Genomic DNA, 24,343 nt, shown 5'->3' with positions numbered 1-24,343 from the left:
GTTAGCAGCCGAACAGCGCTAAGAAATCTCGCCATAACAATTATTAAGACTTTGCAAGAAAATCGAGAAACTACGGGCTTTTTTGATTCGTTAAGATTATTCGTGGTATATATAAAAGAAATTAGCAGTTAAAATCCTGTCTTGAAACCCAATTGAAAATCAAAGACAGGATTTTATTTTTTTACAAAGGTATTTTGTGTTTTAGAGATTTTTGTGTTTTTTAGAGATTTGTTGCGTTTTTGAGGACGGATTAAAATAATGTTTAAGGTGAAGAATGATGGAGAAACAAATAATAAGTATGGTGATTCCTTGTTATTGTGAAGAAGAGGTCATTCCCCTTTTTTATGATACGCTGGTGAATGAGGTTATTTCTCAGATGCCAACGGTAGATTTTGAGATTCTGTTTATTGATGATGGTTCTAAAGATAAGACCCTGACGATCATAAAAGATCTCAATAAAAAAGATCGTCGCGTCAAGTACGTATCCTTTTCCCGGAATTTTGGCAAAGAAGCCGCCATTTATGCCGGGCTAAAATATGCCTCAGGGGACTATGTCGGGATTATGGATGTCGATTTGCAGGATCCGCCGGCATTAATCATGCCCATGTATGAGGCTCTGATTAATGAGGATTTTGACTGTGTGGCAGCCTGTCGGGCAAGCCGCGCCAAAGAATCCCACATTCGTTCTTTTTTTGCAAAACGCTTTTACAAGCTGATCAATCGGATGACCGGTATGGAAATTGTCGAAGGGGCACGAGATTTTAGACTGCTGAAGCGTTTTGTGGTCGAAGCCGTTTTGGCGGTCGGCGAGTATAATCGCTTTTCAAAGGGCATTTTTGAATGGGTTGGTTTCAAGACAAAATGGCTGCCCTATCAGGATGCTAAGCGAGCAGCCGGAAAAACCAAGTGGTCTTTTTGGGAATTATGCCTTTATTCAATGGAAGGGATCATCGGTTTTTCAACCGCACCGTTGGCCTTTGCCTCAGCCACGGGGCTGCTTTTTTGCGGACTATCCTTTGTGGCCATTGTCGTGATCATCATTCGGGAAATATTATGGCATGGTTCCGCCTATGGGTGGGCCTCGCTGGTGTGTTTGATCTTCCTGATCAGTGGGATTCAGTTATTCAGCATTGGGATTTTGGGTCAATACCTGGCCAAAACTTATCTGGAAACAAAAAAAAGACCCATTTTCATTGTTAAGGAACGCAATTAAATGCAGACATCCAAAAATTCGCTTCTGGACTATGGAATTCTGGCTTTAATCGCGGTTCTTTTTCTACTGGTATTTGCTTATGGAACCAGCCCCCTGTTTATCGATAATTTTGGTATCTCAGATTCGGCGATATTTTTACTGATTGGCAAGGGCATGACAGCTGGTTACATTCCCTATGTGGATTTATTTGATCATAAGGGGCCGGTTATGTTTTTTATCGAAGCCTTAGGATGGTGGATTTATCCCAATCGTTTTGGCAACTTTTTGGTGCAATGGCTTTTTATGACCGCAAACCTGGTGCTGATTTTTAAAATGGGGCGATTGTTTTTAGCAAAAAAGTGGTGCTGGATTCCGGTTGTTTTCTTTTTGTTGATTCTGGCTGCCACCTTTGAAGGGGGAAACTTAACCGAGGAATATAGTTTGCCGTTACTGTTCTTGCCGCTATACCTGGCCACCAAATATTTTAAGTTAGAGCCCCTGGGAAAGGCCAAGCATCCACCAATCTATGCGCTGGTGTATGGGATCTGCTTTACGCTGATCATCTTTATCCGCTTAAACAACAGCGTGTTTATTGGTGCGATCGTCTTAGTTGTAATGATCCAATTGCTGGCTAATAAGTCGTTTCGCAATTTTTTTGATAATGTCCTGACATTTCTTAGCGGTTCTTTTTTTGTCTGTTCGCTGGTAGCTATTTATTTTTTGGCCAATCATGCTTTGGGCGATATGATTTATGGAACCTTCTTGTTTAATCTGAAATATGCTGGCGGTCTATCGGGGATATCAACACCAACAGAGTTTGTAAAATTTGGTTATGGCATTTCCCCGGTGATTTTTTCCTTTGGTATGGGTGTTTATTATTTGCTGAAAAAAGCAGGTAAAGAAATCGGCTGGTTATTAATCACCGGTTCCCTGATAACCTTTTTTTCGCTGCTACTGGGCGGGGTTTTCTACCATTATTTTATCTTAACGACGCCATGCTTTGTTTTGGCCATTATTTTACTGATTGAGCTCTATGTAACAAATGGGAAAATACTGATTCAAGAAAATTATCGCGTGGTGCTAGTCGGAGTATTGGCGCTGCTGCTGATAACGGTGGGCATCTACCTGAACTTTGCATATCAGACGGTTCGGGAAATTGCGGCCGAACAACCGAACAACAGCTATTATGAAGATGCCCTGACCATCAAGAATTTAATCCCGGCTGACGATTTAGACAGTGTTTTGGGCTATTCAGTGCCCGCCGGATGGTTTCTAAAGGCGGAGATCACCCCCTGTTATAAATATTTTACGATGCAGGAATGGTGGGGTCGGTACGATCCGCAGGTGCTTATTGATACCAATACGCTACTGGAAAATGATCCGCCTAAATGGATTGTTTTAAATAATGATCCCCAACAAAACCAGACGCTCTATGCTGTTCTGGGGATGAAATATGAATTAATTGCAAAGGATACGGTCATTTCTTTATACCATCGCAAAAGTGAGTAAATAAAATGAGTAAATAAAATTGGATAACCGGGACGAAAAGTCTATTGTCGACCACTAAAACAAAAGTGGTTGACAATAGGCTTTTTTTTCGTTAGAATACAAACCGAGGTGAAAAAAATGTCGACAAAACAAAAATTATTACAAACCTTGGAAGAAAATCGCGAAATCTATCTCTCCGGAGAAGTGCTGGCCAGCACCATGAATGTCTCGCGGTCGGCCATCTGGAAGGCCATCAAAACATTAAAAGAAGCGGGTTATGAAATAGAGTCCACCACCAACAAAGGCTACCGGTTAAAAAGCGAATCAGATCTGATGTCGGCGGAAGGGATACACCCCTGGCTGTCCCCGACCAATCAGGAGCTTGAACTGATTGTTTATCAAACCCTTGGTTCCACCAATCAGGAAGCCAAGAAATTGGCACTGGAAGGGGCAAAAACGGGAACTGTTATTATCGCTGAAGAGCAAACCCAGGGACGGGGCCGAATGGGTCGTTCCTTTTATTCACCGCCCAAAAGCGGGATTTATTTAAGCCTGGTGTTGCGACCCGATGTGGCCGCCCGTGATGCGGTGCTGTTAACCACCGGGGCATCGGTGGGGGTTTGCCGGGCCATCAAAAAAGTGACGGGTATTGATACCCAGATCAAGTGGGTCAATGATATTTACCGGGGCGACCGGAAAATTGTCGGGATTCTCACCGAGGCGGTGACCAACTTTGAGAACGGACAGTTCGAGTTTGTGATCATCGGTATCGGGGTGAATTTCAAACAGCCGGAAGCGGCGTTGCCCAAAGAACTGGAAGATATTGTCGGGACGCTGTTTAATGAAAAACCGGATGCCCTGACCCGTAATCGGTTGGCGGCGGAAATTATCAACGAGGTCTTAACTATCTGTGACGATCTGACTAATCGGAATTTTTTAGAGGAATACAAAACCCACTCGATGGTTTTAGGAAAACAGATTAAGGTTTTTCGGAACAATGAGTGGGAAGTGGCAACCGCCCTGGACATCAGTGACGAAGGCGGTTTGATGATCAGAAATCAATTTGGACAGACGGAAACCCTGAATTCAGGAGAAATCAGTATTAGGAAATTAGAATAGGATGGAAGAAATGATCGAAAAAAATATAATCAATAAAAATACCCTTAATATAAGAATGCTGGTGCTGTGCGGACTGTTTTCCGCATTGATCGTGGTAGGGGCGATGATTAAAGTGCCCTTGCCGGGAATCCCTTTTACCCTCCAGACCTTGTTTGTCATTCTGGCCGGTCTGCTGCTGGGATCCCGCGGCGGGCTGATTGCGGTGCTGGTCTATATTATTCTCGGTCTGGCTGGTCTGCCGGTGTTTTCCGGTGGCGGCGGTTTGATGTATGTATTAAAACCAAGCTTTGGCTATCTTGTCGGCTTTGCCCTGGGGGCTTTTGTCACCGGCTGGGTGGCTGAAAAGAACACCAGTGACGGAACCGTGCCGATGGTCATTGCTGCCTTAGCCGGAACCGCAGTGATCTACGCGCTGGGACTGACCTGGTATTATATTATTGCCAATTATTACCTCAACACCCCGGTGGGCGCGGCCACCCTGATGATGACCGGCTTTGTGATGACGCTGCCGGGGGATCTGATTAAGATCGCCGTGAGCGTGCTGCTGGCCAAACGACTGGCACCGGTGATTCGGCAAGGGATGCTCACAAAATAATGTTTTTATTCCGGAATCCGCTCGATCGTTTTCTGAATACCGCAACTTACAATTGGCGGCGGTTTCTGACATCCTGGCCTAAATTGATCACTTTATTCAATTAGGCTGGGAAAGTTGCGTTATTAAGTTTCAATCACAACTTTACCCATCCGGCTGGCATCATAACCGCCAATATTGTCAAATTCTTTTTTAAATTCATTCGATCGAATAATTTTCAGCATTGTTTTAACTTCGGGAGTATTCAAAATTGACTTCTTAATAACCAGATCATAATGCTCTTTCTGCATCGGTACAAACTCTACATTGTCAACTTGTCGGGCTATTTTTTCATTGCCGACGCCGACATCAACCTCACCTCTTCCGACCGCACTGGCCACCGTCAAATGAGAAGATGTTTCATTTTGATAGCCATTTATTTTACTACTGTCAATTCGCAATAATCGCAGATGTTCATCTAATAAAACTCGGGAGCCGGCTCCCTTCTCCCGATTAATGATGGAAATATCCTCACGCTCAAAATCTGACCATGTTTTGATCTGCTTGGGATTGCCCTTTTTCACATAAAATCCCTGCATCCGACTGATTAAATGAACAACGAGACAAGGGATCCCCGGCAAAAAACTGCGCACATAAGAGACATTATATTCATCTAAATCACTGTCCCACAAATGCGTAGAAGCGACTTGAACTTTATCTTGATAGAGGGAAAGCAAACTTTCAAAACTGCCGATGTAAGCGCGCAAAGCAGGTACGCCGTTAAGACGGAGATAATTTGATAAGACATCCAGAATTAAATCCTGACCACAGATAACAAAACTTCGTTCGCTTTGTAATCCGCTGAAAATCAATTCTTCATTAGCAAAACTTTTTTTCAAAAATCCATCCTGCTGATTTCGGGCTTTGCCAATATAAGTATCAATATCCTCCTGAGTAAATCGTATTTTTCGACCAATCTTATAATAATTGATTTCTTCCTGATGGATCAGTTTGTAAATGGTGCTCTTACTCACATGAAGTAGATCCGCTACCTGTTGGGTTGAAAACGCCTTTTCCTTTTCCATACACTTTTCCTCACTTTAACTTTATGTTATTTCGTACTAATTCGCACTATTTCGTGTATTCCATGTCTGATAGTCCTATAATACACCATATGCTGTTGTTTTTCAATAAATCCGATGCTAAAATAGCAGATATTAACCCATTAATAAGCCTATAAAATTTATCTTATCTATCATTTGGCATTATTTCGTATTATCTAACGTCGTTATTGGAGGAAAATTGTATGTTTAATCTGTTGCTGACTTTGTTATTTGGTGGCGTCCTGGGATTTATTTTCAACAAGTTAAAAGTGCCTGGTGGCTTTTTGATTGGTTCAATGATCGGCGCAGCAATATTAAATATTTTTTTTGCTGCTGCTTATATGCCCAGTCAAACGAAAATCATTGTGCAAATTATTGCCGGAGCTTTCATTGGTTGCATAATGGAAAAAAGCGATGCGAAGCGGTTACCGCAAATCTGGAAACCGGCGCTGATCATGCTGATCGCTTTGCTGATATTAAATCTGACAGCGGGCTTTTTAATTTATTATACCAGTCCTTTGGATTTAGCAACTTCACTGATGTCAGTGGTTCCCGGCGGAATCAGTGACACCCCCATAATAGCCGTGGCAATGGGCGCTGATGGACCCAAAGTTGCTGTCATGCAATTGGCCCGTCAAATTCTCGGTATCGCGGTGTTACCGGGACTTATCTTTGCATGGGATCAACGAAGCAAAAAAAACAAGGCGCTGGCAGGCAGAGAAGCTTATACGGCAAAGCGTCAGAAATCAAAAACAAGATCCTGGCAGGCGTTTCTTTGTACATTGGCGGTGGCCACAATTTTCGGTCTGTTAGGGAACGCTTCCGGTTTACCATCCGCTACTTTTGTTTTTCCCATTATCTCAGTATTGGTTCTAAAATTATATTTCGACTTTGCTTACATTCCCCGCTGGGCTAAGAAAATTGCCCAAGTGCTCAGTGGTTGTTATCTTGGTAGCACCATCAGCAGTTCCAATCTATTGGAATTGCGATACCTGTTGTTGCCGTTGTTGATTGTCATTGTCGGATATATGGCCAACTGTTTTCTAACTGGTAAGCTGATTTCTCGCACCTGCGGTTTCACTCAAAAAGAAGCGATGCTAATCACCACGCCTGCCGGCGCATCGGATATGGCACTGATATCAGCAGAACTCGGCGTTGAAAACACCGATATTATTATTTTACAGGTCGTGAGAGCCGTCGTTGTGATGACGGTTTTCCCGCAAATCATTGGTTTAATTTTGCATTTTGCACAAGGAGGAATATAAAATGACGGTTAGAATTGCAATTAATGGGTTTGGTCGGATTGGCCGGATGGCGTTTCGGCAACTATATTTTTTAGAAGAATTTGAAATTGTCGCAATTAATGATATTACCCAACCAGACTTATCGGCATATTTGTTAAAATATGATACGACCCAAGGTAAGTTTGATATGGCAGATTACGTTGATTCGGGCGAAAATTATATTTCAGTGGACGATCTTAAAATCCCGTTTTTTCAAGAGCAGGATGCTTCTAAGCTACCATGGAGAGATTTGAACATCGATATTGTCCTGGAATGCTCCGGCGCTTATCTTTCCCGAGAAAAAGCCCAAACTCATTTAAACGCTGGTGCCAAACAGGTTGTCTTATCCGCTCCGGCCGGAACCGATATTCCCACAATTGTCTATGGGGTGAATGAAACCACGCTTTCAAATGAAGATACCATTATTTCAGGCGCTTCCTGTTCAACCAATGCTTTAGCGCCGATGGTTAAAGTGCTTAATAACTACACCCCCATTCAGAGCGGTATGATGCTAGTGGTACATGGTTATACGGCCACTCAGATGCTCCAGGATAATGCGCAAAGAAAAGGAAATTTCAGAAGATCAAGAGCTGCGGCTGATAATATTATCCCGACTACCGCCGAAGCGGCAATAGCGGTCGGCAGGGTGATCCCTGAATTAAATGGTAAACTGATTGGTTCAGCCGTTAGGGTACCGGTTCCAGTAGGCTGTCTGATTACCTTTACCGCTGTCGTGATGGGATCACATATAACTGCCGATGCGATCAACAAAACAATGCGTTCATCTGCTTCTCAAGTCTTTGGATATTCTGAAGAAGAGTATGTTTCCTCTGATATTGTTGGCAACACATTTGCCGCTATTTTCGATCCGTCACAAACACTGGTTGGCAAAATCAATGATAATGAGTATCAAGTACGCATTTCAGCATGGTTTGATAATGAAAATTCGTTTGTTAGTCAATTGGTAAGACTTTTACAATACTACTCTAATTTATAAAATAAACCACATCAAGAGATAAAAACAAGTGCCGCCGCACAGCCCCCATCGGGCAGATTTTCAAAAACAACGCTCCCGCCATGGATTTTCATGATCCGACGAACAATGATCAGTCCCAAACCGTGGTTTCCGAGTAACAGCGATTCATCCAATCCCCCTGAATTTTCTAGCAGTTCAGGGGGATAGCCTTTGCCATCGTCACTGACTTTAATCACCAGACCGTTCGTGGATATGGTCACCGAAAGCCGGATATCACAGCCCCGGGGATTGTGCCGGATACTGTTGTCAATCAGGTTGGTCAGCGCCCGACGAAGCAGGGTCTGGTCGCAAAGTAAAATGGGGCTGTTGGTTTCTTCGATCACATCGACGGAAAGGGTGTAGGGTGCAGTGAGACCATCGTTGATAAAATCCACCGCTACGCCCCGGATTAAGGCAGCGGGCGAAACCCGAGCCAGCTCCATCGGTTGGGCATTGTACTCTAGTTTGGAAGCCAGGTTTAAATCGCTGATTAGGGACTTGATTCGTTGACTCTGTTGACGGATAATCCGAGCCTGATTTTGTTCGGCGGCGGGCAGGCTGGGGTTGTTTTCCAGTTCGCTGGCGTAGCCCATCACCATCGACAGCGGGGTACGGATATCGTGAGAAACCCCGGCAATCCATTCCGTCCGAGCCTGATCCCGGTGGGCCAGTTGTTTTTCCTGCTGGCTGAGAATCACCGATGTTTCATTAAGAATCCTTGCCACTTCCCCGGTAACTCCACCGGTGGGCAGTGCCAGGGGTTCTTTTTTTGGCAGGGCGGTAATGCCGTTATACAGGGGCTTCAGCTTGCGGTAGAGCCAGAGTCCCAGAAACAAGGCCAGCACCAGGGCCGACAGTACGTTCAAGATCAAAAAACCGAGCAGTAAACCGGGGACATGGGAAATGGTATCTTCGGTGGAGGTAATATTGTATTTCCAGATGCTACTTTTAGGGTCGCCGAGAACCAGTAAACCGTCGGGATGTTCCCAAACTGAGACCGGGTAGTCGTTAAGATACCAACGGCTGAAGGAGGCCACATCAGTAAGGGTGTAGTGCCGGGGAATATCCCCAGGCAGGTTTTTGTTCCAGATCACCTGACCATCCCGGTCAATCAGCATCGCCCAGGCATATTGTTCTTCCATCATCGCAGCGGCAGAGGGATTAAGCGCATAAGTCCCCTCGGTGTTGGTGAGTCCATCGGAAATATCGGCAATGGCATATTTAAGGGGCTGACTTCCAGAATATTTAAACATCCAGTTGGTGGTGAACGCCAGATTGATGGCGACTAACAAGAGTGCAATGGCGGCTGTCAGCAGAATCGAACGGGTGATGATTTTTCGCAGACTTTTCATGGCCTGGTTTCCCTGGCCAGTTTATAACCCATGCCCCGGATGGTCAGCAGGTATTGGGGTTGGGAAGGATCCACCTCGATTTTTTCCCGGAGCCGCCGGATGTGGACCATCAGGGTGTTTTCATAGCCATAGAGATCATCATCCCAGGCACTGCGACAGAGGCTGTCGGCGGTGACGATATTGCCCTGATTTTCCCAGAGTTTTTTCAGCAGGGCATGCTCCTTGGCAGTTAGGGCTTTTTCACCATCAGCAGTCTTCACGATGCCGCTTTTAAAATTGACGGTCACCGCCCCCAGCACCAGACGTTCTTCCGGTAGTGACTGAGTCAACAGTGGCTGGTAAACCCGCCGCAGGATTCCGCTTAAACGCAGCACCAGTTCCCGGGGCAGAAAGGGTTTGGTAATGTAATCATCAGCCCCCAGCCCCAGCCCCAGGAGCCGGTTCTCGTCCTCATCCCGGGCCGACAAAAACAGCATTGGCACATTTGACTGCTGCCGCAGTTCCTGCATCAGCGAAAACCCGTCGCCATCCGGCAGCGTTACATCAAAAATTACCCCATCGGGCTTTTCTAAAGCAAAAAGCGCCCGCGCCTGCTGGCAGTTTTCGGCACTGATAATCTGAGCAAAGCCTGCCTGGTGAAGGATTGTTTTTAATAGCTTGATAATTTCCGGTTCGTCATCGACAACCAGAAGCTTTGCTTCGAAAATTGTTTTCATCCTAATTGTTTCCATACTAATCACCCCCAAGTTATTATACCCGATAAAATTGTTGGTGTTAGCACAAGCGATCAAAATTAAGGTAAAAGTAAGGCCGGGGACAACCCGCCGTAAGGTTCATCGGCTATCATAAAGGTATACAAAAAGAAGGAGTGCGTGATTATGAGCAATATTATCGAGACTGAGGGTCTCAGTAAACAATACGGAAATGTTTATCGGGTCAAGGATGTCGATCTGTCGGTGCCGGAAGGGGCGATTTATGGATTTCTGGGGCCCAACGGCGCCGGAAAATCGACGACACTGAAGATGATTCTGGGGTTGGCAAAGCCCACAGAAGGGGAGATCACGGTTTTTGGAAAACGGGTCAACAGCAAAAACCGTCTGGAAAATCTTAAAAATGTCGGTTCGCTGATTGAGTCTCCCAGCTATTACGGGCATCTAACCGGAGAGGAAAACCTACGGATCTTTCAAACGCTGCGGGGAGTACCCAAACAAAACATTGCCGAAGTTCTAAAAATAGTCCGGCTGGAGAATCAGCAGAACAAAAAAGTCAGCCAGTATTCACTGGGGATGAAACAGCGGTTGGGGTTGGCCAGTGCGTTGTTGGGCTATCCCAAGCTGCTGATTCTGGATGAACCCACCAATGGGCTGGATCCGGCCGGGATTCAGGAAATGCGGGAACTGATTCAGTCGCTGCCGCAAAAATTTGGCATGACCGTGGTGGTCTCCAGCCACCTCTTAAGCGAAATTGATCAGCTGGCCACCCGGGTGGGGATCATTCGCGAAGGAGAACTGGTTTACCAGGACAGCCTGACCAAGCTGCATCAGTACAGTAAACAGCACCTGGCGGTGCGAACCATGAATAATGAGGTGACCAAATCATTTCTTAGTCGAAACGGCGTGGCCTGGGAAGCCGAGGATGATTATCTGATCATCCCGCAGATGAAAGATACGATGATAGCCGAAATCAGTAAGGCGCTGGGACAGAATAATATTGGCCTGGTTCGGATTGAAGAACGAAAAAAAAGCCTGGAGGATATTTTCCTGGAGCTGACGGGAACGGCGGTGAGTTTATGAGCGCCGCAATCGGGATGGAGGTCTTAAAAACAAAGGGCCGCAAGATCTGGCTGGTGGTGGCGGTGATGATGGCGGTTCAGCTGCTCTGGGCGGGCTGGGCTATTTCCAACAAGGATGCCAATGATCTGGTCCAGGGCTGGATGTTTTTTCTCTACCAGTTTCCGATGCTCAACTGCATCATCATGCCGGTAATCGCTGCGGTAGTCGCTTCGCGTCTGAGCGATGTGGAGCATAAGGGTCAAACCTTTAAGCTACTGGAAACCATTATTCCGGCCCCGCGGATCTTTGCTGCCAAGTTTATCTGGGGCAGTATCTATATGCTTGGCGCCGCTTTGGGACAACTGGCCATTATGATCGGCATGGGTTTCGTTCTGCATTTTGGTGGACCAGTGCCCTGGGGCGCTCTGGCGAGTTATCTGTTTTTTACCCTGGCGGTGAGTCTGACCATTTACGTCTTTCAACAGGGGGTCTCGATGCTCGTTGCCAATCAGATGGTGCCGATGACCCTGGGACTCGTTGGTGGTTTTATCGGTTTATTTAGTATGTTTTTCCCCCAGGGTTTTCAAAAGCTGATTTTGTGGAGCTATTATGGGGTGCTGATGCAGGTTGGCATGAATTGGGATGAGACCACCCGGGCGGCAGACTTCTACTGGACGGCCATTGATTGGTCAGGGCTCGGTTTGATTTTAGTTTTCTTTGTGCTGATTTACGGCATCGGCCGGACTTTTTTTGTCAGAAGGGAGGTCTAAGCAATGCTTAAACGTGTTTTAAAAGCAGAAATAATCAAGATGCGCCATAGCCCGGTGTGGCTGGCTTTTTTACTGATTCCCGTTATTCCGGCCTTTATGGGAACCTTTAATTATCTCAACAATCTGGGCATGCTGGAGAATCAGTGGTACAGCCTGTGGACCCAGCATACGTTGTTTGCCTGTTATTTTTTTCTGCCAGTATTGATTGGGATCTACGCGTCCTATCTTTTGCGGCTGGAACATGCCAATCATAATTGGAATGCGGTGATGACCGCCCCGGTTCCGATCACGCAGTTATTTATGGCTAAACTGATAATAGGTTGGTTGATGGTGATGCTAACCCAGCTCTGGATTGGAATACTGTTTATCCTTTCCGGATTCCTGGCGGGGCTGGCGGGACCGATCCCGCCGGAGTTACCAGTCTGGCTGTTGTTTGGCGCGTTGGGCGGCATGGTGGTATGCGCGCTGCAGCTTTGTCTATCACTGGTGATTCGCAGCTTTGCGGTGCCGGTGGGGATTGCTCTGATGGGCGGGATTGCCGGGTTGGCCCTGTTGTCGCAAGGCTATGGCCTCTACTTTCCCTATGCGCTAATCACCCTGGGTATGCGAGCCAACGATCCGGCGGCACCGATGTCGGTGGGCGAAATTTCCTTTCTGATCGCCTGTGCTGTTTTTATCGCTGGTTTTTGTCTATTTGCCATCACCTGGTTAAAACGGCGGGATGTGGTAACGGGTTAATTTACTGAGTTCAAACATAAAGTAAAAGAACCGCAAAAAGCAAAGCAAAAAAATAGGCCAGTGTTTAGCGGAGATAACCAGCGCTAAATACTGGCCTTGATGATTTTTTACTGTTTTAGTTTGGTGGTTTGCAGACCCCACAGAGCGTTAGTCCCAGGGAATGAACTTCTTCCAGAATGTTTTAAAAGGAAGATTTACCTGTTATTTAAGATGATCAAACCCGGTTAAGCTGTTGGGTTTCATTTAAAGGTCAGAAAGATGATTAAATTAGAGTAGACGATCAGGCCGCGCTCAGGTAAAATTAAAGTTATATTTTAGAAAAGCAGATGATAGAATTTAGAAGACAGGAGACTGAGGGTGAAGGTTTTTGACAGCACTAATACAGACGTTTATTTTAACCTTGCGATGGAAGAATACTTGTTTAAGAACTATGTTGACACTGAATATCTGCTATTATGGAAAAACCATAACAGCATCGTCTTGGGAAAACACCAGAATATTTTTGAGGAAATCAATTTAGCCGCCGTGGCGGAATCAGGGATACAAGTGGCTAGACGAAACACCGGTGGGGGGACGGTCTTTCACGATGAGCAGAATCTTAACTACTCGTTTATCAGTAATCGTGAGGGCGATGGGTTTGCCGATTATGATCAGTTTTTGACCCCGGTGATCAAGGCACTAAATGAGATGGGAATACCGGCAGTAAAAAGAAGAACCAGTGATATTGCCATTGGAGAACAGAAAATATCCGGGTCTGCCCAAACGGTCAAAAAGGGAAGAATTCTTCATCATGGCACCCTGCTGTATAATGCGGATCTTAGCCTGCTTAAAAATCTGCTGAAAACTACCGCCGGAAAAATCACCTCGAAGTCGGTTAAATCGGTTAGAAGTGAGGTTACGAATATCAAAAAACATATGACTGATCAATCGATGACAATGGCGGCGTTTAAGGACACATTACTCGAGAAACTGTTACCGGACGGATTTGAGAAGGTAAGTCTGACGGAGGAAGATATTCAAGCCATCCAGACCCTGGTGGATGAAAAATATTCCCAGTGGGAATGGAACTATGGTCAATCGCCGAAGTTTTCATTTGAAAAAGACAGTGCGGTTCAAAGTTTGAAAGGAATCAAAATACAGTTTGATGTTAAGCTGGAAATTATTAAAGGCCGAATTACCAAGTGTCAAGTGATGGTTGATGGTTTGGTCAATACTGAACTAATGGAGAATCTTGCCGGTGCCAGATATGGTTATGAAGAAGTTTTATATAAACTGGAAGAAACCAGGTTTAATAAAGCAGCGCAAATAAAGATAGATAAACTAACTAATTGTTTTCTTTAAAATACACAATCGAGGAGATTAAGATGAAAAAGAACATTCAAATGCCAAAATTAAGCGAACAAATGGAAACTGGGGTGTTGGCAGCTTGGAACAAAGAAGCTGGCGACGTGGTAAAAAAGGGCGAGGTGCTTTTTGAAATCGAAACTGAAAAGGTGGTCAGCGAGGTCGAAAGTATGGAATCTGGCGTCTTGGAAGAAGTCTTTTTTGAAGCTGGCGATGAAATTAAGGTCGATGAAATCATTGCTGTCATTAAATGTGATTGATTAAGGGGACAAAATGGAAAAGAAACCAGAATGGTTAAAGGTCAGCTACAATAAAGAGGCCGTGGAAGAAGTCACTGGGTTGATGGCCAAACTGAAACTGAATACCGTCTGCAAAGAAGCTAATTGCCCCAATCTGGGGGAGTGCTATAAAAAACGTACTGCTACCTTTATGATCTTAGGCAGTATTTGCACCCGTCACTGCCGCTTCTGTAATGTCTCCAGTGGGGTGGTGGAAGCGGTTGATCCCAAAGAGCCCCAGCATCTGGCAGAGGCCGTAAAAGAGCTGGATTTAAAACATGTGGTGATTACCAGTGTCACCCGGGATGATCTCGAGGATGGCGGAGCCAAACACTTTGCTGATACCATCAACGCCGTGCGGGTATTAAATCCTGGGGTTTCGATAGAAGTGCTGATTCCTGATCTACAAGGGGTTGAAAAACATCTGGATATTGTTATTGCCGCCAATCCCGATGTGATTAATCATAATGTCGAAACTGTCCGGGAGCTTTACCCGGAGGTTCGGCCTGAGGCTGACTATGATCGATCGATGCACGTGATTCAGTATGTTAAAACAAAGGCCCCTCATATCAAAACAAAAACTGGGATTATGGTCGGTCTGGGAGAGACCGATGAACAGGTTTTTAAGGTCATGGATGACAGCTTAAAAGTTGGCTGCGATATTTTTACCATTGGTCAGTATCTGCAGCCATCGCCAAAACATATTGCCGTCAAAGCTTATGTGACCCCGGAAAAGTTTGCAGAATACAAGAAAATTGGGGAAGCAAAAGGCTTTCACTATATTGCCAGCAGTCCCCTGGTGCGCAGCTCCTACCGGGCGGAAGAAGCGCTTGAAGGAGGAAAAAGCTAATGATTTATATCGAAAACAACTCCACCGATCCGTTTTTTAATTTCGCATTGGAATACTACCTTATTACCGAAAAACAGCTGCCGGAGGATCAAGTTTTTATTTTCTGGCGAACTGAGCCAACCCTGATGATTGGCAAGTACCAGAACACCATTGAAGAAATTAACGAAGACTATGCTAAAAAAAATGGGATCAAGGTGGTGCGGCGCATCACCGGCGGCGGTACCATCTACACCGACATGGGGGGCTGGCAGTTTAGTTTTATCACCAGAGGCCTGGCGGAAACCATCGATTTCAATAAGTACATCGGGCCAGTGATTGAAGGTTTGAAAAAACTGGATGTTCCGGCTGAATTCAACAGTCGCAATGATCTAGTCATTGATGGCAAAAAGTTCTCTGGCAACGCTCAGTGTATGCTAAACGGATATACCCTCCATCATGGCTCGCTGTTATTCAATACTGATTTTGAACAGATGGTCAAATGTCTGACGGTAGATGACTATAAAATCATTTCCAAAGGCATTAAATCGGTTAAGGAACGGGTGACCAATATTTCAGAGCACTTGACAAAGCCGATCGATACCGATACGTTTAGAAAACTGATGGTGGAGAGCATCATGCAGGGTTCCAAGGCGGAATATAAACTGACGGCTGCCGATCTTGATCGGATCAACGTCATTGCCAGAGAAAAATTCGCAAGCTGGGAATGGAATTATGGAAAATCACCCAAGTTTAACATTACCAGAACCGGACGGTTTGACGGCGGAAAAATGGAATTTAAACTGGATGTGAACAATGGTAAAATAATTGACTGCACGATCTACGGTGATTTTTTTGGAACTATGGATATCAAGGTTTTATGTGATGCCCTGATTGGCATTGCCTACGAAAAAGAAAGTATCAAAAAAGCCATCGCAGCCGGTGGTATCAAACAGGGATTTTACCAGATCAATGTTGACGAACTGGCCGATATTATCTGTTAAAAGTCATGCCCCATCGCATCATTGATGGGGTTTTTTCATACCAAAAATTAAGGGAAAATTTCCGGCCTTTACCTTTTTACGGGAATACGTTACAATAGTCTGATGAGTGGATCGTTCATTCATTGAAGAAAGTCAAAGTAAGGTCATATGAAAAATTAAAGAAGCTGTGATAAAATTATTTCGATGTTAAAAATACAAAGGCGTATTTACAAAAATGACATTGACGTGATTAGGGATCAGAAGGAGACAAATTTATGGATAGTTCAAGAAAATTTCTTATTGTATCAATCAGTGCGGCGGTGCTGTTGATCATTTTAGTCAGTTGCACGCTGGCCTACTCAGGGCGGGATAATACCCTGATGTCAGACAAAACCCTGAGCTTTGAAATTAACGGATTTAATGTGGAGCTGCCGCTTTCAGAAAACGATGCAGTGTACGATGCGGTGAGTTTGAGCAGTGTCACTGAAAATAAAATAAAATTACTCAATGAGGTTGGTGCCACTGTTAAAATAAACGGCAAGGGCATCGGCGCCGGGACAACCATTGATTTAAAGTTAGATGAGCTTTCGTCCAGCGAACTGATAAAAATTCAGGTGGGCAACGAAAAGGATGAGCGGGTGATTTATCTGAGAACCCTGTCATCCCGGCTGCCGGAAATTATTCCGGCCGGAGCAAGCAGTTACGAAGGAAATTACTTTGCCGCAGTGGCAACCGGAGGGGCGGCCTTATACGAACTGAATAATCAGGGCGAAGTTGTTTTTTACATTGCCAAATCACCGGAAGCATCCAACGGCGAATCTTATCGGGATTTCAAAAAGCACGTTTATGAAAATGGTACCATCCGTTACAGCTATCAACGGGTATATGGCAACAGCAACGGTATTGGTTATGCCGTCGGCGAACGGGTGATCCTGGATGATCGGTATCAGGAAATAGATGTTATTACCCTGGCTCAAAGTGATCGGACAAAAGCGGGAGATCCGATCGATGGCCGGGATTTCATCTTAATTGATGATAACCATTATATTGTCGAAGCTTCCCAATTGGTGTTGGTTCAGAATGTACCGGACGGTTTGGGCGCCAACACGATGGGAGTAAAGGTGGTCCGCAACCTGATTCAGGAAGTAAAAGATGATCAGGTAGTTTTTGAATTTACTACTGATTCCCATCCGGAATTTTATGGACTGAGCGTCAATGACCATGATTACAGCAATACCACCAGCCAGAGCCCCGATTACGTCGGATTGAACCGGATGATCCTAGATCCTGCTGATGAAAATCTGATCGTATCCTTTGGTAATATGAATACGATCATGAAAATTGATCGGGAAACCCGGGAGATTATCTGGAAATTATCCGGCAACAGTGATGAATTTGGGATGTCACCAGAACAAAAAACCTCGGGTCAAAGCGATTTGGCGATCACCGCCGAGGGGGAATTAACCGTATTTGACAATGCCACTAGCACTGGTCAAACCCGAATCATGAAGATAAAACTGGATGAAGTCAATAAAAAAATACTGGGATATCAGGAATATAAGGTGCCGGGAAAAACATCGCTGGTTTACGGCAGTGCCCAGAAAATTGGGGACAACATCGAAGTTTACAGCATTGGCTGGGGCCAGCTCAAGGATGGCAACGTGGCAATTTCCGAAATAGATTTCAATACCGGAAAAAAACTTCTGGAAGTTACCTTGCCACAGGGCGTGGCCAATGACCGGGTTCAAAAGTTCAAATAGATAAAATGTTTAAATAAGGGAATCGAGGCTAAACATGAAGCCATTATTTTTATGCTACCCTAAATGTTCAACCTGTCAGAAAGCGAAAAAGTTTCTGGCAGAAAACAAAATCGATGTGGAAGAACGGCATATTGTCGAGAAGCATCCTCAAAAAGATGAACTGGTCACATGGATGAATCTTTATCAGGGTGACGCTAAAAAGTTCTTTAATACCAGCGGTCTGGTTTATCGGGATATGGCGTTAAAAGATAAGGTTAAAACAATGACCCCGGATCAGATGGCGGAAGTGTTGGCCACCAATGGTATGTTGGTGAAGCGGCCGCTGGTTATTTTGGCCGATACTGTCCTCGTCGGCTTTAAAGAAAAGCAGTGGAAAGAGGCATTATTGAGCGATAAGCAGGATTAATCCCCAAAGTGGCCGTTATTTTTTCCTATAAATGATTTGTAAGCGCAGCAGTGATGGTCTATAATGAAAAAAGGATTATTAATCGAATACAAAGGAGAAAGTTAAATGTCACGAAAAACCATTGAAAAATTTAAAAAACAACCGGAGACTGATGTGGTGGAAATAGTTGAAATGGAACTGACTGAATATACCTATCCCAAAAGCGGAATCGGTATCTGTCCTCAATGCGGCGGTAAAATGAACGGTGTTGGGCTTGACTGGGAATGTGAAGGCTGTGACTTAAAGCTTGTCGGACCGGTATTTTAAAAAAAACAAACTAATAAAGAACATAAGGAAGCATATTTGCCAGCAGAAACGATTGGGAGATGTGCTTTTTTATTGGTCGAAGCACTAGAGATTTTAGTAGATGGATCAGGAAGAAAGCTTAAATATTTCCAAATGACAAGAGGAATAATTAGAGATATTCATAGAAAATCATGATTTAACGTGACATCGTGATTAGATATGGTAAAATGTTGATAACTTTTTATACGATTTGTTTGAAAGCAATGAGTGAATAGTAAAATTTGACCGCATATCTGAAAGCTTCATAAGTATTGACGAAGACAACCGATCAGCGAAAAAATAAAAGATAAACAATTCCTGGAGGAAAATAAAATGACGATTACCTATGAATTAGGGAAATCTTTATATGTGAACATAACGAATCGATGTAGCAACGCCTGTACGTTTTGCGTAAGAAAAGATGAACCGACAATCAATGGAGTTGACGATCTCTGGCTGGAGAAAGAACCAACTCAGGAAGAAATACAAGAAGATATCTTAAAACGGGATTTGGATCACTATGATGAATTGGTTTTTTGTGGATATGGAGAACCAACCTATCGTTTGGATGAAATCTGTGCTGTTGCCAAAGAGGTAAAAAAAAGCCATGCCATCCCAATTCGGCTAAATACAAACGGTCATGGAAACCTGATCTTTAAAAAAGATATGACCCCTCTTTTAAAAGATACCATTGATGTGGTATCGATCAGCTTAAATGCTAAAAATAAAAGTGAATACGATGAATTATGTCGTCCTGTCTTTGAAGATGCCTATGAAGAGCTATTGGAGTTTGCCCGACTGGCGGGAAGATATACCAAGGTAGTCTTAACCATTGTGGATATACTGCCGATCGAGGATCAGGAAGCCTGTCGCAGAATCAGTCAATCGGTAGGAGCAGAATTGCGGATCCGTGAATATATTGATTAAAGACGATTGGTGGCTGGGGGAATCGATTCTGATATGAGTAACAGCAATTTAAATCCCCGCGGCTTGAGTATTGGTGGTAAAGACATTTGGGTCGTGGACGATCATCAATATGTTCTGCTGGTCTGGGGAACCTTGTTCCAAACTCAAAAACAACCAATGGTGCTGGTAAGTATAGATTATCATCCGGATACCAACCCGCCTTTCTGGCTGTGGGCCTATCAAAAAGCCATGGCTATCGATCCCGAACGGGAAGCTGAATTGGTGGAAAAATTTCAGAAAAGAATGATGGCTTCCCTGGTCCCCCTCAATTTAAACAGTGTGCGCATGACCATGGATCAGATGCGAAATGATGAGCATATCAACACTGCCATGGAATTAGGCTATCTTAGGGATTACCACATGATTAATTGCATGGAAAAACATGCTTATTCAAGGGGCAGTCACTATCTGGTTCCGGAAAGCCAATTTGGAAGGCTTGAAGACGTCATGTTTAAAAGCATTGAACTGCCATTGGAAAAGATCGGTTCCGAGGAACTAATCCTTGATATTGATCTGGACTATTTTTTGCACCCGGAGAATTTCGAGCTGGATCTCGATCAAAACAGCATTTTTGCAGATTTGGTCAAGCAGGCCCAGATCATTACAGTAGCCCGTTCAAAAACTTATTTTGATTTTTTAAGAACGGATGAATTTACGATTGATAGCTGCGAAGAAAAACTCATCGAACTGCTGGGAAAAATTATTCGCAAATAGATGATTAAGAGGACAGCTTTACGCAGAAAAGCAATTATGATAATGGGAGATAGACATATGGGAAAACACAGTGAAGAAACCAGAGTCGTTAATCTGTCAAAAGAGCAATGTGAAGAACGCTTGTTGGCTTTTGATGCCAGTAGATATGAATTAAGAAACCATATCGCGGATAAAGAAGGAAGTCTGATCGTTCTCCATACAAAAATTGTTTTTGCTGCCAATGGCCAGCGGATTACGGTTAGGCTTAAAATTGTTGATGACCAGAAGACAGAAGTCAGCGTTCGGTCTGAACTAATTTCAAACGTACAAACGAATGATCGCGGTACGAACAAGAAGAATATAAGTGTCATCTACGGATATCTTGATAAAGAAAAAACAGGTGGTGCGGAACTGCAACTGGAAAGTAGCGAAAACGATCAACGACCAAAAATGAAAAAGAAGCTGTTTTCCTGGGGTAAAAATACTTCCGATGTAAAAATGTCCATTATGGCCAGCTATCTGGGTGGTTATAAAGGTTTTGAAAAGTCCATTAAAGGAACCCTGGAAATTCATGAAGCAGGAATTGACTTTGTTGTAATGGGTCCCAAATTTACGGTTCCATTTCTGGACATAAAATCCGTGACCATTGCTTCGGCGTTTGATATTGAACAAAACCAGGCCTGGCGGATGATCTGCTTCAAAGACGAACTAAAAAAGGATAAAACAGATTGCGAAAAAGAAAAGAAAAATAAGCTGGTCGTTGCCTATCAGGATGAAGCTGGACAAACCCAGTGTATTTTCAGAGCCGACAATTCGTTTGAGGTGGAAAAGAGTGTTTTAAAAGCGCAGACATTGATCCAAGAATTGATGGAAAAATAAAATCAAAAAAAGATTGACAAACGAAATAGGACGACGTATAATAAAGAAGTTGAAATAAATAAAAACTGAATATACATAGCAAGTAGGGATAAGGAACATCAATTGCTGTAAAAACCTTTCAAGAATAATTGGATGATTTTTACAACAATTGATGGACAGTTTAGCCGGTTCAACCGCTAACGCTCCATTGAACCTATTCGTTTCAGACGATTTTCAATCGCCTAAAACAAAGCTAAACTAGTCTCGCGACGATGGCGGAAGGGCCACACCTGTTCCCATACCGAACACAGAAGTAAAGTCTTCCAGCGCCGAAAGTACTTGGTGGGTGACTGCCTGGGAGGATAGGACGTTGCGGGACTTTTATTTAAATGAAGCCGTGCAAAAAAATACAGATATAAATATTGATTCAAGTTTACTTGAAAATCAATGTTTATATCTGTATTTTTTTATGGGGCGAAGCCCCAAACGCAGGCGCAGTGAAACGGAGACGGAGTTGCACGGCTTCATTTAACGGCAGTAATGCTATCTAGACCATCGCTGAATAGATAGAATTATTCCAAAACACGTTTAAATAACGCCATACATGGTATAATTCTAATAAATAAATGCAAAAAAAGAAGAAAAAGAAAGAAGGCATTTTTATGAAAGAAAGAAAAGTTATCCAGGTCGTTCAGGGGATTAAGGCAGTCGATGGAGCCGGGGTTCATCTGACCCGGGTCTTGTCGCATTCAACCGTAAAAGCATTTGACCCCTTCCTGATGCTGGATTCCTTTGATTCTGAAAATCCCCAGGATTACATCAAAGGATTTCCCATGCATCCCCATCGGGGAATCGAAACGGTTACCTATCTAGTCGAAGGGCTGATCGAACATCAGGACAGCTTGGGGAATAAGGGTGCCATTGAATCCGGCTGCTCCCAATGGATGACTGGAGGAAGTGGGATTCTTCATCAAGAGATGCCCCAGGCTTGTGAAAGAATGCTGGGTTTCCAGTTATGGCTGAATTTGCCCAAGTCAGAAAAAATGACAAAACCCAAGTATTTTGAGATCAGAAAAGAAAATATTCCGACATATAAATGTGAAGGGTTTAACGTTGGTGTTATATCCGGAGCTTACGAGGACGTAAAAGGGGCTGAGCCCCATCACATCCAGGCGATGATTTTAGATGTGGCCGTTGAACCAGGAAAATCGGTTAAAATTCCAACCGCCAAAGGAGAAACCGTGTTTGCATTTCTAATTGAAGGTCAAGGTGCAGTGGCGGGAACCATTTATAAAGAGAAATCGGCGCTGCTGTTTAGCGAAGGTGAATATATTGAAATAACGGCTGATGAAAAGCCGCTTCGTTTCGCCGTGTTTTCGGCACCGCCGCTAAATGAACCCGTAGCCTGGGGCGGCCCCATCGTGATGAACACGGAAGCTGAATTAAAACAAGCCTTTGCTGATTTGGAAGACGGCAGTTTTATTAAACAGTTGCCACAATTGTAAATGGTGAAGATAAGATTGATATTTTCTAAGTAGCTTGTTATGCTGGTTAAAAATAGGGAGAACGAACAATGCTGCAGATTGTAAGATACGCAATTAAATCAGAACGACTTAAGCCCTGGGTTAAATTTATCTGGTATTTGGAAACCGTATCAAATGTCAGCTTGAATCACAAATTATTGCCAACCGATAGTATTGACGTAATTATTAACCTTTCTGATAAAATAGACTATCAAATTGAAAAACAAAGGTATCGTGCCGGTACTGTTCATTTTAATGGAACGCGCAACAAACCGGGTTTTATTATCCAAGCAGGGAAAATAAGGGTGTTTGGCATTTCGTTCTATCCATTTGGCTTGTATCCCTTCTTAAAGGTGCCAATGCTGGAATTTAGCAATCAACTGAATGATTTGGAACTGGTGGATAAACGGTTTGCTCAAAAGCTGGAAGTTGCGGTTCAAGATGCAAAGGAGACCAGCGAAGTCGTTAATGCGATCGAAAAAGCACTGCTGCTATTATTGGATCAAAGCTCTGTCGAAATGAAAAACATCGACCTGATTCGACGCTTTTGCAGCGAAAATAAAGAGCAGTCAATTAATCATTTTTGTGAAAAGAATGGTTTGAATATTAAAACACTGGAACGACAGTGTCTGAAATACGCAGGATATACCCCGAAAACACTTATTCGGATCGGACGGTTCCAGTCGGCAAGTAAACAGCTGATATATAATGAAGAAAATTCATTTGTGGAACTTGCCTGTGATAGTGGCTATTACGATCAAGCTCATTTCATCAAAGAGTTTCAAGAATTTTCCGGGACGACGCCAGGAAAGTTTAATAAAGAAGGGCTGACAATAAAAGAACATAGCCGCTATTCATTTTTTTAAAACAGCTGTCGATTTTATACAATATCTCCATCGGATGTTTCTTTTATAATGAAAGAAATTGATATGGAGGTTTTTTATAAAAATGATGACTGAGATAGTGCGAATGAAAACGGCTGAAGGTGTTGTGAAAGAGGATTTTGTCAAATGGGTAAATGAACTGGAGGTGGAGTTCCATGCCAAAAAGCCTGGTTACATTGATTCGGAGCTGATGTTTGACGAAAAGAAGGATGAATGGGTAATGATTCAGCATTGGTCATCAATGGTGGAGCTTAAAAATGCGTCGCGAGAAATGTTTGAAGCAAGTGTTACCGAAAATTTTAGAAATGCGTTAGATCCCAAAAGTGTAAAAATGATCATCTATAACCAGATTCAGACATGGAGCTTGGATCAATAGCCAGGCGGTGACGGTATTGTAAAAGATCGAATTATTCGCATGAACGATTAAATGCTGACATAAACAGGTTTAGAAAATTTGTCGGTTATATTTGGATGTAGATGATCAGGGTCAGATCTGATCATCTACACTAAAATATCGAAGGCTGGTTCATCTTGAAATTGAGGTTTGAAATTGAGGTCGGAACGCTGGTTTGTAAAGAAAGATATGCCGTAAAAAAAGAAATCAAAAAACTTTCAAAAAAGCGTTGACAGGGAGGGCGAAAGAGCGTATACTAATGAAGTTGTCTCGTAACAGAGGCGGCGCACACACAGCTGAAACATTGAAATGAACTTGCATTCGTCAAGATAAAAGAATTTCAAAAAACAGCTTGACATCATGAAGGAATAACGATATAATAGAAAAGCTTCTTCAGTCGGAAACGATTGCAGGGCGGCGGTCATAGAAAAGAGAATAGTACCATAAAACCTGTAAAACAGCCGAAACATCCGCGAGGATGAACGAGGCTAAAATAGAAACAGAGAGATGCACTCTTTAAAACATCAGCTCGGCAGAGGATAAAGTGCACTCGGTAGAGTATAAAACACAGTTATTCATGAGACAGCATTTAAAAGCCTAACGGCTTTAAATACAAACTTTTATTGAGAGTTTGATCCTGGCTCAGGACGAACGCTGGCGGTATGCTTAACACATGCAAGTCGAACGAGACGAGATGGAAG

The 24,343-nt window shown here is 43.6% G+C and carries 26 protein-coding genes and 2 rRNA genes; 25 read left to right on the top strand and 3 right to left on the bottom strand.

Annotated elements, in window-relative coordinates:
* The first annotated feature begins 274 nt into the window (after positions 1 to 274).
* The 4 genes from ACEW8F_RS14140 to ACEW8F_RS14125 all read left to right on the top strand — a co-directional run bounded on the left by ACEW8F_RS14140 (position 275) and on the right by ACEW8F_RS14125 (position 4,394).
* A complete protein-coding gene (locus tag ACEW8F_RS14140; protein ID WP_373484108.1) occupies positions 275 to 1,213 on the top strand; it encodes a glycosyltransferase family 2 protein in 939 nt (312 codons plus the stop codon).
* On the top strand, positions 1,214 to 2,701 hold the full coding sequence (locus tag ACEW8F_RS14135) for a hypothetical protein (protein ID WP_373484107.1): 1,488 nt from the start codon (positions 1,214 to 1,216) through the stop codon (positions 2,699 to 2,701).
* A gap of 117 nt (positions 2,702 to 2,818) precedes the next feature.
* A complete protein-coding gene (locus tag ACEW8F_RS14130) occupies positions 2,819 to 3,799 on the top strand; it encodes a biotin--[acetyl-CoA-carboxylase] ligase (RefSeq protein WP_373484106.1) in 981 nt (326 codons plus the stop codon).
* Positions 3,800 to 3,809: 10 nt separating this feature from the next.
* A complete protein-coding gene (locus tag ACEW8F_RS14125) occupies positions 3,810 to 4,394 on the top strand; it encodes a biotin transporter BioY (protein ID WP_373484105.1) in 585 nt (194 codons plus the stop codon).
* A gap of 122 nt (positions 4,395 to 4,516) precedes the next feature.
* Here the strand turns inward: ACEW8F_RS14125 and ACEW8F_RS14120 are convergent, their stop codons facing one another.
* The gene (locus ACEW8F_RS14120; RefSeq protein WP_373484104.1) at positions 4,517 to 5,455 is read right to left on the bottom strand and encodes a substrate-binding domain-containing protein; all 939 of its coding nucleotides are present in this window, start codon (positions 5,453 to 5,455) and stop codon (positions 4,517 to 4,519) included.
* 221 nt (positions 5,456 to 5,676) lie between these two features.
* Here ACEW8F_RS14120 and ACEW8F_RS14115 point away from each other — a divergent pair, with 221 nt between their 5' ends.
* Both ACEW8F_RS14115 and ACEW8F_RS14110 read left to right on the top strand, forming a co-directional pair.
* A complete protein-coding gene (locus ACEW8F_RS14115; protein WP_373484103.1) occupies positions 5,677 to 6,738 on the top strand; it encodes an AbrB family transcriptional regulator in 1,062 nt (353 codons plus the stop codon).
* Between the two features lies 1 nt (position 6,739).
* Positions 6,740 to 7,753 carry a type I glyceraldehyde-3-phosphate dehydrogenase gene (locus ACEW8F_RS14110; RefSeq protein ID WP_373484102.1) on the top strand — a complete coding sequence of 338 codons (1,014 nt, stop codon included), beginning with the start codon at positions 6,740 to 6,742 and terminating at the stop codon, positions 7,751 to 7,753.
* A gap of 11 nt (positions 7,754 to 7,764) precedes the next feature.
* Here ACEW8F_RS14110 and ACEW8F_RS14105 read toward each other — a convergent pair whose 3' ends face one another.
* Together ACEW8F_RS14105 and ACEW8F_RS14100 are read right to left on the bottom strand one after the other, a co-directional pair.
* On the bottom strand, positions 7,765 to 9,123 hold the full coding sequence (locus ACEW8F_RS14105; RefSeq protein ID WP_373484101.1) for a sensor histidine kinase: 1,359 nt from the start codon (positions 9,121 to 9,123) through the stop codon (positions 7,765 to 7,767).
* Positions 9,120 to 9,839, bottom strand: a complete 720-nt coding sequence (locus ACEW8F_RS14100) for a response regulator transcription factor (protein WP_373484123.1) — start codon at positions 9,837 to 9,839, stop codon at positions 9,120 to 9,122. Before ACEW8F_RS14100 ends, ACEW8F_RS14105 begins: the two co-directional genes overlap by 4 nt.
* 162 nt (positions 9,840 to 10,001) lie before the next feature.
* Here ACEW8F_RS14100 and ACEW8F_RS14095 point away from each other — a divergent pair, with 162 nt between their 5' ends.
* The 19 genes from ACEW8F_RS14095 to ACEW8F_RS14005 all read left to right on the top strand — a co-directional run.
* Complete coding sequence (locus ACEW8F_RS14095; protein ID WP_373484100.1) at positions 10,002 to 10,916, top strand: ABC transporter ATP-binding protein; 915 nt, start codon at positions 10,002 to 10,004, stop codon at positions 10,914 to 10,916.
* Positions 10,913 to 11,665 (top strand): ABC transporter permease, encoded by a 753-nt coding sequence (locus ACEW8F_RS14090; RefSeq protein WP_373484099.1) that lies wholly within the window; start codon positions 10,913 to 10,915, stop codon positions 11,663 to 11,665. Before ACEW8F_RS14095 ends, ACEW8F_RS14090 begins: the two co-directional genes overlap by 4 nt.
* A gap of 3 nt (positions 11,666 to 11,668) precedes the next feature.
* Positions 11,669 to 12,403 (top strand): ABC transporter permease, encoded by a 735-nt coding sequence (locus ACEW8F_RS14085; protein WP_373484098.1) that lies wholly within the window; start codon positions 11,669 to 11,671, stop codon positions 12,401 to 12,403.
* 357 nt (positions 12,404 to 12,760) lie between these two features.
* Entirely contained in the window at positions 12,761 to 13,744 is a 984-nt protein-coding gene (locus ACEW8F_RS14080) for a biotin/lipoate A/B protein ligase family protein (protein ID WP_373484097.1), read from the top strand.
* 23 nt (positions 13,745 to 13,767) lie between these two features.
* The gene (locus ACEW8F_RS14075) at positions 13,768 to 14,007 is read left to right on the top strand and encodes a biotin/lipoyl-containing protein (protein ID WP_373484096.1); all 240 of its coding nucleotides are present in this window, start codon (positions 13,768 to 13,770) and stop codon (positions 14,005 to 14,007) included.
* Positions 14,008 to 14,020: 13 nt separating this feature from the next.
* Positions 14,021 to 14,875, top strand: coding sequence for a lipoyl synthase (gene lipA / locus ACEW8F_RS14070; RefSeq protein ID WP_373484095.1), 855 nt, complete (start codon positions 14,021 to 14,023; stop codon positions 14,873 to 14,875).
* Positions 14,875 to 15,855 carry a lipoate--protein ligase gene (locus tag ACEW8F_RS14065; protein ID WP_373484094.1) on the top strand — a complete coding sequence of 327 codons (981 nt, stop codon included), beginning with the start codon at positions 14,875 to 14,877 and terminating at the stop codon, positions 15,853 to 15,855. Before lipA ends, ACEW8F_RS14065 begins: the two co-directional genes overlap by 1 nt.
* A 254-nt stretch (positions 15,856 to 16,109) precedes the next feature.
* Positions 16,110 to 17,594: an arylsulfotransferase family protein gene (locus tag ACEW8F_RS14060; protein ID WP_373484093.1), complete on the top strand. Its 1,485-nt coding sequence runs from the start codon at positions 16,110 to 16,112 to the stop codon at positions 17,592 to 17,594.
* A gap of 34 nt (positions 17,595 to 17,628) precedes the next feature.
* Positions 17,629 to 18,000: an arsenate reductase family protein gene (locus ACEW8F_RS14055; RefSeq protein ID WP_373484092.1), complete on the top strand. Its 372-nt coding sequence runs from the start codon at positions 17,629 to 17,631 to the stop codon at positions 17,998 to 18,000.
* A gap of 105 nt (positions 18,001 to 18,105) precedes the next feature.
* Complete coding sequence (locus tag ACEW8F_RS14050) at positions 18,106 to 18,306, top strand: hypothetical protein (RefSeq protein WP_304885853.1); 201 nt, start codon at positions 18,106 to 18,108, stop codon at positions 18,304 to 18,306.
* A 36-nt stretch (positions 18,307 to 18,342) separates the two neighbouring features.
* Positions 18,343 to 18,480: a hypothetical protein gene (locus tag ACEW8F_RS14045; protein ID WP_373484091.1), complete on the top strand. Its 138-nt coding sequence runs from the start codon at positions 18,343 to 18,345 to the stop codon at positions 18,478 to 18,480.
* 177 nt (positions 18,481 to 18,657) lie between these two features.
* Positions 18,658 to 19,251, top strand: coding sequence for a TatD family nuclease-associated radical SAM protein (locus tag ACEW8F_RS14040; protein WP_373484090.1), 594 nt, complete (start codon positions 18,658 to 18,660; stop codon positions 19,249 to 19,251).
* 33 nt (positions 19,252 to 19,284) lie between these two features.
* The gene (locus ACEW8F_RS14035; protein ID WP_373484089.1) at positions 19,285 to 20,004 is read left to right on the top strand and encodes a UPF0489 family protein; all 720 of its coding nucleotides are present in this window, start codon (positions 19,285 to 19,287) and stop codon (positions 20,002 to 20,004) included.
* Positions 20,005 to 20,061: 57 nt separating this feature from the next.
* Positions 20,062 to 20,862, top strand: coding sequence for a hypothetical protein (locus ACEW8F_RS14030; RefSeq protein WP_373484088.1), 801 nt, complete (start codon positions 20,062 to 20,064; stop codon positions 20,860 to 20,862).
* 241 nt (positions 20,863 to 21,103) lie between these two features.
* A 5S ribosomal RNA gene (gene rrf / locus ACEW8F_RS14025) occupies positions 21,104 to 21,220 on the top strand.
* 283 nt (positions 21,221 to 21,503) lie between these two features.
* Entirely contained in the window at positions 21,504 to 22,346 is an 843-nt protein-coding gene (locus tag ACEW8F_RS14020; protein ID WP_373484087.1) for a pirin family protein, read from the top strand.
* A gap of 68 nt (positions 22,347 to 22,414) precedes the next feature.
* On the top strand, positions 22,415 to 23,230 hold the full coding sequence (locus ACEW8F_RS14015; protein WP_373484086.1) for a DUF6597 domain-containing transcriptional factor: 816 nt from the start codon (positions 22,415 to 22,417) through the stop codon (positions 23,228 to 23,230).
* Positions 23,231 to 23,312: 82 nt separating this feature from the next.
* Positions 23,313 to 23,624 carry a hypothetical protein gene (locus tag ACEW8F_RS14010; protein WP_373484085.1) on the top strand — a complete coding sequence of 104 codons (312 nt, stop codon included), beginning with the start codon at positions 23,313 to 23,315 and terminating at the stop codon, positions 23,622 to 23,624.
* Between the two features lie 637 nt (positions 23,625 to 24,261).
* Positions 24,262 to 24,343: ribosomal RNA gene (locus ACEW8F_RS14005) — 16S ribosomal RNA — on the top strand; the annotation flags it as partial.

The organism is Acetobacterium sp., from assembly GCF_041752335.1.
GTDB lineage: Bacteria > Bacillota > Clostridia > Eubacteriales > Eubacteriaceae > Acetobacterium.
This window is presented reverse-complemented; position numbering and strand designations above follow the sequence as displayed.